This window comes from Micromonospora sp. NPDC000121 (assembly GCF_042899165.1).
GTDB lineage: Bacteria > Actinomycetota > Actinomycetes > Mycobacteriales > Micromonosporaceae > Micromonospora.
This window is the reverse complement of sequence record NZ_JBIAZP010000003.1, coordinates 51,650-62,330: the sequence shown is the minus strand read 5'-3', so window position 1 is coordinate 62,330 and position 10,681 is coordinate 51,650. Positions and strand designations below refer to the sequence as shown.

At 72.1% G+C, this 10,681-nt stretch carries 7 protein-coding genes; 2 read left to right on the top strand and 5 right to left on the bottom strand.

Features of this window, described 5'->3' with window-relative positions; all coding sequences use genetic code 11:
* Positions 1-32: 32 nt before the first annotated feature.
* From ACFY23_RS10860 to htpG, 5 genes are all read right to left on the bottom strand, one after another.
* Positions 33-1,211, bottom strand: coding sequence for a multicopper oxidase domain-containing protein (locus tag ACFY23_RS10860; RefSeq protein ID WP_350683568.1), 1,179 nt, complete (start codon positions 1,209-1,211; stop codon positions 33-35).
* Positions 1,208-2,173 carry a sugar phosphate isomerase/epimerase gene (locus ACFY23_RS10855; protein WP_350683566.1) on the bottom strand — a complete coding sequence of 322 codons (966 nt, stop codon included), beginning with the start codon at positions 2,171-2,173 and terminating at the stop codon, positions 1,208-1,210. Before ACFY23_RS10855 ends, ACFY23_RS10860 begins: the two co-directional genes overlap by 4 nt.
* 19 nt (positions 2,174-2,192) lie before the next feature.
* On the bottom strand, positions 2,193-5,345 hold the full coding sequence (locus ACFY23_RS10850) for an OmpL47-type beta-barrel domain-containing protein (RefSeq protein WP_350819734.1): 3,153 nt from the start codon (positions 5,343-5,345) through the stop codon (positions 2,193-2,195).
* 521 nt (positions 5,346-5,866) lie between these two features.
* The gene (locus ACFY23_RS10845; RefSeq protein WP_350683562.1) at positions 5,867-6,799 is read right to left on the bottom strand and encodes a diacylglycerol kinase family protein; all 933 of its coding nucleotides are present in this window, start codon (positions 6,797-6,799) and stop codon (positions 5,867-5,869) included.
* A 78-nt stretch (positions 6,800-6,877) separates the two neighbouring features.
* Positions 6,878-8,806, bottom strand: a complete 1,929-nt coding sequence (htpG, locus tag ACFY23_RS10840) for a molecular chaperone HtpG (protein ID WP_350683560.1) — start codon at positions 8,804-8,806, stop codon at positions 6,878-6,880.
* A 339-nt stretch (positions 8,807-9,145) separates the two neighbouring features.
* Between htpG and ACFY23_RS10835 the strand changes: the two genes are divergently transcribed.
* Complete coding sequence (locus ACFY23_RS10835) at positions 9,146-9,505, top strand: hypothetical protein (RefSeq protein WP_350683558.1); 360 nt, start codon at positions 9,146-9,148, stop codon at positions 9,503-9,505.
* Positions 9,492-10,520 carry a hypothetical protein gene (locus ACFY23_RS10830; RefSeq protein ID WP_350683556.1) on the top strand — a complete coding sequence of 343 codons (1,029 nt, stop codon included), beginning with the start codon at positions 9,492-9,494 and terminating at the stop codon, positions 10,518-10,520. The genes ACFY23_RS10835 and ACFY23_RS10830 overlap by 14 nt, the downstream gene beginning before the upstream one ends.
* Positions 10,521-10,681 lie beyond the last annotated feature (161 nt).

The following is a 10,681-nucleotide window of genomic DNA, read 5'->3' as shown; positions in this document are numbered from 1 at the left end:
TCCTTCGCAGGTGAGGTGTGGCGGAGGTGCGGTCAGTTGTGCTGGTGCTGCCCGGCGTCGGCGGTGGTGCCGGTGGCGCTCGCCGGGTGGGAGTGGTGGTCGTGGCCCGGGGGCATGGACCCGTCCTCGTCCAGGACGTGCAGCATCGTCGACATGCCGCCGTCGGAGTGGAACTGCATGTGGCAGTGCAGCATCCAGTGCCCCGGTCCGACCGAGTCACCGGCGACCACCTGGAACCCGAACGAGTCGCCGGGGCCGAGCGGCTTGTTGTCGATGATCGGAACGCCGTCGGCGAAGGGCTGACCGTTGTCCACCAGGCCGGTCCGGGTGTCCGCCCAGGAGTGACCGTGCAGGTGGAAGGTGTGCATGTCGTTGCCGATGCCGACGACGACGAACTCGACCTTCTCCCCCTTGCGGGCGACCAGGCAGGTCGGCCCCGGCTGCGGGTTCTGCGCGTCGCAGGTGTCGGCGGCCGCGCCGCGGCGCAGGTTGATGCTCTGCCGGTCGCCGAAGACCACGGTGTAGGTGCGGTCCGGCCTCGGGTCTCCGGGTCGCCGGACCACCAGCCCCCCGAAGAGCCCCGCGCCGAGGCCCTGGGTGCCGTGCGGGCCGCCCACCACGTGGTCGTGGTACCACCAGTAGCCGGCCGTGCCCGGCGAACCGGTCTTCCTGTTCCGCTGCTGGGCGAACCAGGTGTACGTGCGCGACTCGCCGGGCGGGACGAACGAGCCGCTCTGCACGGTGCCGTCGGAGAGCTGGGTGTACTTGACCCCGTGCACGTGCAGCGAGACGCCGAGCGGGTGCGCCGGGTCGGTACGCAGCTGCGCCAGGGTGGCCGCGGGCACCTGGTTGTGCAGCGTGATGGCGACGCACTCCCCCTCGGTCATCTCGATCGTCGGGCCCGGGTAGGAGGCCGTCTGCGGGGAGGTTCCGTAGCCGAGCCGGATCTGGGTGCCGTCCCGGGGCAGCTCCACCGCGTACAACTGCATGCTGCGGTCCGGCTTGGCGCAGCCTTCCGGCCGTTCGGCGAAGAACGCGCCGGAGCGGGCGGCGGCCAGGCCGCCGGCGCCGACCAGGGTCAGCAGCACGGTGGCCGCCACCACCAGCAGCCGGCGGGTGCTCGGTCCGGGGCGCTTGGCGGCTCGGTCGTCCTGGGGCGCGCCGCCGTCCCCGGGCGGCGGGGGGTCCTCGACGAGACGCCAGGCGCTCACCGGTCACCCCGCAGGTCGACGATGCGCTGGTAGCTGCGCTCGGCGGCGCCGAGCGAGCCCGGCGGGTTGGGCTGGGCGCTCGGCCCGGTGTCCTGCTCCCACAGGTAGGTGAACCGTCCGCCCCCGTCGAGTTCGGTGAAGAACTCGGCGAACGGGATGACCCCGGCGCCGAACTCGACGTCCAGGTAGGAGTTGCCCTGCTGCGGGTCGGGCAGCGGGACGCCGTCCTTGACGTGGAACAGCGGGAACCGGTGCGGATGCGCGTTGACGTAGTCGACCGGCCGGAACCCCGGGTACTTGCGGGCGCCGCCGTACGCCCACAGGATGTCCATCTCCAGATACACGTACCGGGGATCGGTCAGCTCCAGGAACAGGTCGTACAGCCGCACGTCGGGCCGGTCGACGGCGAAGCTGAACTCGATCGTGTGGTTGTGTTGGTAGAGCTTGATCCCCCGGGCCGCCGCGGCGGCGCCCCATGCGTTGAACTCGGCGGCGGCGGCCTGGTAGCCGGCGATGGTGCGGTTGCCGGTGGGCGCCTGCGCGGTGCCGAGGGCCGGCATGCCGAGGGTCTCGGCGATGTCCAGTTCCAGCTCCAGGTTGTTCCGGAAGTCACCGAGCCCGCGGTGGCTGCCGGCCGCCTTCAGCCCGTTGTCGTCGAGCAGCCGGCGGATCTGCGCCGGCGTGATCGGGCCGACGTTGCCCTGCGTGTAGCCGGCGAACTCCACCTCCCGGTAGCCGATCCGGGACAGCTCCTCGAAGACGGCCGCGAAGCCGAACTGCGCGATCTTGTCCCGGACGCTGTAGAGCTGGATGCCCAGGTGCCCACGCGGCACCAGGTGGCCGTTCGAGGCGCCGGACGCCGCGGCGGGCAGCGCCCCGGCGAGGCTCGCCGCGCCGACCGCGACGGTGGAGCCGGCGAGGCCGCGCAGTAACGCCCGACGGTCGATCCTGTTCTTCGCCATGGTTGTTCCCCTTCGATCGTCAGCAGCAGCTGCTCGGGTTGGCAGAGGAGGGCGCGCCGCCGGGGCAGCACGCGGAGAGCGGCGCGATCCGCACGTTGCGGAAGCTCACGACGTCGGCGGTGCCGTGGTTCTGCAGTCCGATGTGTCCGCGGGCGTGCTGGCGGCCGGCACCGCCGGGATCGTCGGCCCGGGGCGGGCTGAACACCGCGTCCGGGGTGTTCACGTACTCGTTGATCAGTTCGCCGTTGCGGAAGACGGAGTAGTGCTGGCCCACCACCCGGATCTCGTAGTCGTTCCAGGTGCCCTTCGGGGTCACCTTCGCCCCGGCCAGGTCGACCCGGTCGAAGCCGTACACCGATCCGCTCTTGTACTGGTCGCCGTCGGGCCGGTCATGGATCTGCAGCTCGTGGCCGTACTTGATGGCAACCCACTCGGGGCGGGGCTCCTCGGCGTGGCCGTGCACGTCGGGGAAGCGGACGAAGACGCCGCTGTTGGCACGGCCGGTGCCGGGCGCGTCGTCGCGCCACTGCAGCTTCAGCGAGAAGTCGCCGTACTCGGCGGTGGGGAGCCAGAGCATGCCGAGGCCGGGGACCGCCCGGCTGGTGATCGAGCCGTCGGCGTTGCGGGTGAAGCCGCCCGCGCCGACGTGCTTCCACCGGTCGAACGACGCCGCCGATCCGTCCAGCAGCGGCTGGTAGCCGGCCTTGTCGTCCGCCTTGCCGACGCCGGAGCGGGCGGCGGCGCTCACCAGCCGACCGTGCTCCTTGTGGTCGATGAGGCCCAGGTGGTGCAGGTGCTCCGTGATCTCGGTGACGTGCTTGACGAACTGGCCGTGGTTGGGCCACGCCTTCTCGTCCTGGATGGCGTTGTTGATCGTGCAGTCGTCGGCGACCACCCGGTTCGGCACGCCGCTGTCCACCGTGCCGAGCCACACCGTCGGCCGGGTGTCCGGCACCGGGCAGGCGCGGGGGCCGCTGGCGACGACGGTGAAGGTGACCGACGCGGTGCCCGAGGTGTTGCCGGCCCTGTCGGTCGCCCGGTAGCTGACCGTGTGCCCGCCGGGCTGGTTCACGGTGACCGGCGCCGAGTAGCGGGCGTACGGCTGCCCGTCGAGGGAGTACTCGACGCGGTCGACGCCCGAGCCGGCGTCGGCGGCGGTGAGGATGACGGTGGCGCTGCCGAGGTAGGCGCCGTGGTCGTCGAGCTGGCCGGAGAGCGCCGCCGTGACGGTCGGCGGGGTGGTGTCCGGGGCCGGCGGGTCGACCACGGTGAACGACACCGACTGCGGGGCAGAGGTGTTGCCGGCCTTGTCGGTGGCCCGGTAGCTCAGCGTGTGCTGGCCGACCTGGTTGACCGTGACCGGCGCCGAGTAGGCGGCGTAGGGCTGCCCGTCGAGGGAGTACTCGATCCGGTCCACGCCGGTGCCGGCATCGGTGGCCGAGATCGTGACCGTGGCGGCGCCGACGTACGCCCCGGCGCCGTCCCGCTGGCCGCTCACCGTGGCGGTGGCCGTGGGTGGCGTGGTGTCCGGCGCGGGCGGTTGCACCACGGTGAACGACACCGACTGCGCGGCCGAGGTGTTCCCCGCCTTGTCCGTCGCCCGGTAGCTCACCGTGTGCTGCCCCGGCTGGTTGACCGTCACCGGCGCGGAGTAGCCGGCGTACGGGCCCCCGTCCAGGGAGTACTCGATCCGGTCGACACCCGACTCCGTGTCCGTGGCCGACAGGGTCACCGTCGCCGAGCCCACGTACGCGCCGTTGTCGTCGCGCTGCCCGGTGACCGCGGCCGACGCGGTCGGCGGCGTGGTGTCCGGCTCCGGCGGTCGCACCACGGTGAACGACACCGACTGCGCGGCCGAGGTGTTGCCCGCCTTGTCGGTGGCCCGGTAGCTCAGTGTGTGCTGGCCCAACTGGTTGACCGTCACCGGCGCGGTGTAGGTGGCGTACGGCTGCCCGTCGAGGGAGTACTCGATCCGGTCGACGCCCGACTCCGTGTCCGTGGCGGACAACGTCACGGTCGCCGAGTCGACGTACGCGCCGTTGTCGTCGCGCTCCCCGGTGACCGCGGCCGTGGCGGTCGGCGGGGTGGTGTCCGGCTCCGGCGGCTCCACCACCGTGAACGACACCGACTGCGCGGCGGAGGTGTTGCCCGCCTTGTCGGTGGCCCGGTAGGTCACCGTGTGCTGCCCGGGTTCGGTGACCGTCACCGGCGCCGAGTAGGTGGCGTACGCGCCGCCGTCCAGGGAGTACTCGATCCGGTCGACGCCCGACTCGGTGTCCGTGGCGGACAACGTCACGGTGGCGCTGCCGACGTAGGCGCCGTTGTCGTCGCGCTCCCCGGTGACCGCGGCCGTGGCGGTCGGCGGGGTGGTGTCCGGCTCCGGCGGCTCCACCACCGTGAACGACACCGACTGCGGGGTCGAGGTGTTGCCCGCCTTGTCGGTGGCCCGGTAGCTGAGCGTGTGCTGCCCCGGCTGGGTGACCGTCACCGGCGCCGAGTAGGTGCCGTAGGGACCGCCGTCCAGGGAGTACTCGACCCGGTCGACGCCTGAGCCCTCGTCGGTGGCGGACAGCGTCACCGTCGCCGACCCCAGGTAGGCGCCGGTGTCGTTCCGCTCGCCCGACACCGTGGCCGACGCCGTCGGCGGCGTGGTGTCCGAGCCGCCACCGGTGACGACCAGGAGGCCGGCCATCCCGCCGTGGCCCGGGATGGCGCAGAAGTAGCGGTACGTGCCGGGCGAGAGCACCACGTCGACGGTCCACCGGCCGCCGTTGGCGTCGGTCGGGTCGGCCAGGATGTTCACGTCGACGTCGCTGTTGTACGCCGGGTTGGTGGTGTCGAACGTCAGGGTGTGCTGCATGCCGGTGGTGTTGCCGGTCGCGGCGCTGTTCTCGAACACGAGCGTCGCCGGCCCGGCGACGGCGGTGGTGGGCGCGGAGAGGTACGAGAGGAAGTTGTCGCCGGCGGTCCAGGTCAGCACCTGGGCCTGTAGCTGCCGGGGCGGCCCGCTCGCGTCGGCTGTCCGTGCGCGTTCCGCGTCGACCGGGCGCGCGTTCGCCGGAGCCGCCACCAGCCCGGCGGTCACCAGCAGCAGGACCGCCGTGGCGACTGCCGCAATCGAATGCCGGAACCGGCTTACGGAGAGCCGGCCGGGCGGTGAGTACCCGTTCATGGATTCCTCTTTCACGGTCCGAGGGGACACCTTCAACACATCGGCGATCTTCTTCGTATCGGCAGCCTTTGCACCCCTTTCCGGCCGCACGAGGTCCTCGGCCGTGACCAGTTGTCACGGTCGTCCTGGGCACACGGGGTCCGCCTGATGCCAGCGGCGAGCCGGATCGCGCGCGGGTCAGACAGGTGCCGCGTCGGGGTGACGGGATGTGAGTGAGAAGGGATGGGCATCGGTCAAGCCACGGCGCGTCTCCGCACCGGGGCGCTGTCTTGGAGCGCCGACCCGGGGTGCCATCCCTGGCCTTACCCGTGGCCGCCGGGCGTGTTGCGCCGCCTGGGACCACGGTCGAGAGTCACCGCGCCGCCGGTTCATCTCGATGAAACATATCGATGTGTCCCGACACTACTAACTTGCTGTCAGCGTGTCCAGACCTTTCGTCGACGCTGACGCTACTTTCCTTCAGAATGACGAAAGTCGGTAGCGTCGCAGGTCGCGTGGGCGTTACACCTGGCGGGCGCCGGTCAGGAGACGGGTTCGGGGCAGCAGACCGTCAGCGCACCGGGGACGACCCGCACCTGGAGCTTGGTGACCTCCTTGCGGGCGCCGCCGTCGAGTTCGTACCGGCGCGGCGCCGCGAGGCGGACCCTGACCTTGCGACCCCGCGTGATGCGTACGAACGGCGACTCCTCCGAGCGGCCGGCGGCCATCCGGCCGAGGGTACGCGCCCAGTCCACCGCGCCGTCGGCGGTGCACACGCCGACCTCCAGGCAGCCGTCGTCGGGGCGGGCGTCGTCGAAGGCCGGGATGCCGCCGGTGATCGTGCCGACGTTGCCGAACAGCACGCAGCTCGCCTCGCCGTCGAACCACTCGGCCCCGTCGACGGTGATCCGGGTGCGGACCAGTTCGCCCCGGACGTGCCGCAGCCCCGTCCACATGTACGCGAGGCGGCCGAACCTGCCCTTGAGCGTGCGGTCGGCGTCGCGGATGAGGTCGCCGTCGAAGCCGGCGCCGGCCATCACGGCGAAGTGTTCGCCGTTGAGCCTGCCGAGGTCCAGGGATCGGCGCGGGCCACGCAGGCCGATCCGGACGGCCTCGGAGAGATCCTCGGGGATGCCGAGGTTGGCGGCGAAGAGGTTGGCGGTGCCCGCCGGCAGGATCGCCATGGCGGCACCCGAGCCGGCGAGGGCGTCGGCGCAGCGCTGCACCATGCCGTCGCCGCCCCAGACGAAGACCAGCCGGGCGCCCTTCTTCAGCGCCTTGCGGACCTTCTTCGGCGCCTTGCGGCTCTTCGGCACCTCGTACCAGATCAGGTCCTCGACGCCGGCGCCCGCCAGTTCCGCGCGCAGCGCGTCGAGGCCGCCGCCGAGGGTCTTCCTGCGGTGGGCGACGACGGCGACCGTGCCCGCCCGGGCGGCGGTCGCCGGCGCGGCGTCCGCCGCGGTGCTCGTGCTCATGGCCGGCGGTGATACCCAGCCCGCGCGGTTTCCACGCCCCGGCCGGTGGGAGCGACCCCACCGGCCGGGACGCGTCGGTCAGAGGGTACGGGCGAGGCGGTCGGCGAGGATGCGGGTGAACCGGGACGGGTCGGCCAACTCCCCGCCCTCGGCGAGCAGCGCCATGCCGTACAGCAGCTCGGCGGTCTCCTTCAGCGACTCCTCCGTGCCGCCCTCCTCGTGGGCCTTGCGCAGGCCGGTGACGAGCGGGTGCCCCGGGTTCAGCTCCAGGATCCGCTTGACCGCCGGCACCTCGTGCCCCATCGCCCGGTACATCTTCTCCAGCGTCGGGGTGATGTCGTGGGCGTCACCGACGACGCAGGCGGGCGAGGTGGTCAGCCGGGAGGAGAGGCGGACCTCCTTGACGGAGTCGGCGAGCGTGCCGCCCATCCAGGTGAGCAGGTCGGCGAAGTCCTTGCGCTGCTGCTCGCGCTCGGCCTCGGCCTCCTTCTTCTCCTCCTCGGTGTCCAGGTCGACCTGGCCCTTGGCGATCGAACGCAGGGTCCGGCCGTCGTACTGGCCGACGCGCTCGACCCACACCTCGTCGACCGGGTCGGTGAGCAGCAGCACCTCGTAGCCCTTGGCGCGGAACGCCTCCATGTGCGGCGAGTTCTCGATCATCGAGCGGGACTCGCCGGTGGCGTAGTAGATGTCCGTCTGCCCGTCCTTCATCCGGCCGACGTAGCCGGCGAGGTCGGTCGGCTCCGCCGGGTCGTGGGTGGAGGCGACCGAGAGGATCTCCAGGAGGGTGTCCCGGTTCTCCGTGTCGTCGATCAGGCCCTCCTTGACCGCGGCGCCGAACTCGGTCCAGAAGGTCCGGTAGCGCTCGGCGTGGTTGGCCTTCATGTCCTTGACGGTGGAGAGGATCTTCTTGACCAGCCGGCGGCGGACGACCTGGATCTGCCGGTCCTGCTGGAGGATCTCCCGGGAGATGTTCAGCGACAGGTCGTGCGCGTCGACCACGCCCTTGACGAAGCGCAGGTAGTTCGGCATGAGCGCTTCGCAGTCGTCCATGATGAAGACGCGCTTGACGTAGAGCTGCACGCCGCGGCGGCCCTGCGGGGCGAACAGGTCCAGCGGGGCGTGGGAGGGGATGAACAGCAGCGCCTCGTACTCGAAGGTGCCCTCGCCCCTCATGTGCACGATGTCCAGCGGGTCGGCCCAGTCGTGGCTGACGTGCTTGTAGAACTCCTTGTACTCGGCCTCGTCGACCTCGTCGCGGGGCCGGGCCCAGAGCGCCTTCATCGAGTTGAGCGTCTGGGTCTCGGTGGTGGTCGCGTCGCCCTCGCCCGGGCGCTCGACGGTCATCCGGATCGGCCAGGCGATGAAGTCGGAGTACCGCTTGACGATCTCCCGGATCGTCCACTCGGCGGTGTAGTCGTGCAGGTTGTCCTCGGCGTCCGCCGCCTTGAGGTGCAGGGTCACCGCGGTGCCCTGCGGCACGTCGTCGACGGCCTCGACGGAGTAGGTGCCCTCGCCGGCCGACTCCCAGCGGGTGCCGCCGGTCTCCCCCGCCCGCCGGGTCACCAGCTCCACCCGGTCGGCGACCATGAACGCCGCGTAGAAGCCCACCCCGAACTGGCCGATCAGCTCCTGCCGCGCCCCGGCGTCGGCGGACTCGCGCAGCTTGCGCAGCAGCTCCGCCGTGCCCGACTTGGCGATCGTGCCGATCACCTGGACCACCTCGTCGCGGGACATGCCGATGCCGTTGTCCCGGACGGTCAGGGTGCGCGCCGCCTTGTCGACCTCGATCTCGATGTGCAGGTCGGAGGTGTCGACCTCCAGGTCCTTGTCGACCATCGACGCCAGGCGCAGCTTGTCCAGCGCGTCAGAGGCGTTCGAGATCAGTTCGCGCAGGAAGACGTCCTTGTTCGAGTAGATCGAGTGGACCATCAGCTGGAGCAGCTGACGCGCCTCGGCCTGGAACTCCAACGTCTCGGCCCGGTTACTCACGCCGTGTCCTTTCATTCTCGAAAGCCCACCAGAGGTTCGCCGAAAGGATACGAGCCGTCGCCCATGACGAGACGACGACGCCCGGTCGGAGTTCCGACCGAACGTCACGAGAGGGTACCCGGCAGTGGTCGCGCCGCCGCCCGGGGACGGCCAGCCCCGGTCGTCGCCGACGGCCCGCGTGTTCGGTCGGCCCCTCGTGCGGACGCGCCGCCCTGGGCGGCGGGCGGCGCGGAGCTGCGTGTGGCAGGCGCGCTTTGCCCGGAGGCTCTACCGTCGACGGTGGCGTCACCGTGGCCGCCGGGAGATCCGAGGGCTGGTGCGACCGCCGCGTGCGGCGGTCAGTACGGTAGGGATGTGTCTCTATGGATGGCCGCGATGTGGGGGCTGGTCGGCAGCGCGGTGGCCGAGGCGCTCAACCTGTCCGGGATGATGCGCCCGACCACCGAGTCCGGGGGGCGGTGGCAGTGGCCGTGGCGGGACCGGCGGGACGCCCCGATCGTCGTGTTCGCGGTGCTGCTGCGCACCGTGGCCGGCACCGGGCTCGCCGCCGCGGCCGGGGCGGGTGGCCTGGCCACCACCGCCTTCGCCAGCTTCACCTTCGGGGTTGCGGCGCCGCTCGTGATCGCCAAGATGTTCGACCAGGTCCGGGTGACGGACCAGCCGTCCGACGACACGCGTGGCGGACCGAACGGCGAGCACGATGACGCCGCGTGAAAGCCTGCTGGGCAGGTTCGTCTCCGCGCTGTCGGCCCGTCCGGCCGCCACGGCCACGGCCGTACCGGTGCCGACCCGCACCCGGCTGGCCGCCGCGCTCGCCGCGCGGCCCGTGGCCACCCGAGCAGCCGGTCACGCCCCAGGGCCCGTCGGGGAACCCGACCGCGGGGGGAAGCTGACGCACCGGGTCAAGGAGGTGCTGGCCGGCATCCTGGGCGTCACCGCCGACCAGTTGCGGGTCGACGCCGACGGCGACGTCGGCATCCGCGTCGGCTCCGCCATGATCTTCGTACGGGCGCAGGACGACCCGCCGCTGGTCGACGTGTTCTCGCCGCTGCTCACCGGGGTCCAGCCGACCGAGTCGCTGTACCGGCGGCTCTCCGACCTGACCAACGGTCTCGTCGTCGGCCGCGTCTACTGCACCGGGGACACGGTTTGGGCGTCCGTGCCCGTCTTCGGGCAGGACTTCGTGCCCACCCACCTGCTGCTGGCCGTACGGACCATGGTCGAGCTCGCCGACGACCTCGACGACCAGCTCCGGCGGGAGTTCGGCGGCAGCCGGTTCTTCGGCGAGGAGTCCTCGGGCCTGGTGGCGGTGCCCGACCCGACCGGCTACCTGCGCGACCTCGACCGGGCCGGCGCGAGCGGAGCGGGCAGCGTCCTGGTCGACCTGCTGGCCGACCGGGGGCGGACGGAGGAGCTGCGGGCCCGCGCCGCGCACGGCGACTGGCACGCCGCCGCCCGGCTCGCCGCGCTGCTCGCCGAGGAGGGGCGCGCCGACGAGGCCGAACGGTACTGGCGGATCGCCGCCGACCAGGGTGACCCGAGAGCCCGCGACGAGCTGGCCGCGCTGCTGGCCGCCCGGGGCCGGCACGACGAGGCGATCGCGCTGCTGCGGCAGGCGGTCGAGGCCGACGACTGGCGCCCGCTGCCGCTGCTGCTGACCCTGCTCACCGAGCGCGGCCTCGTCGACGAGGCGATCGCGCTGCTGCGCCGCCGCGCCGCCCGGGACTGATCCCATCACAATGCTCTGCCGCAGGTGTGACCGTGACCGCGGGTGGGTACAGACACCCGCCGGGGTGCCGGCGGACGCGCGACTGAGGCCGGGTGCCAGGATGAACCGGTAACACCAGCAAGGGTCGTCGGGCCCGGAAGTGAGGGCTGCGATGAGGTGCG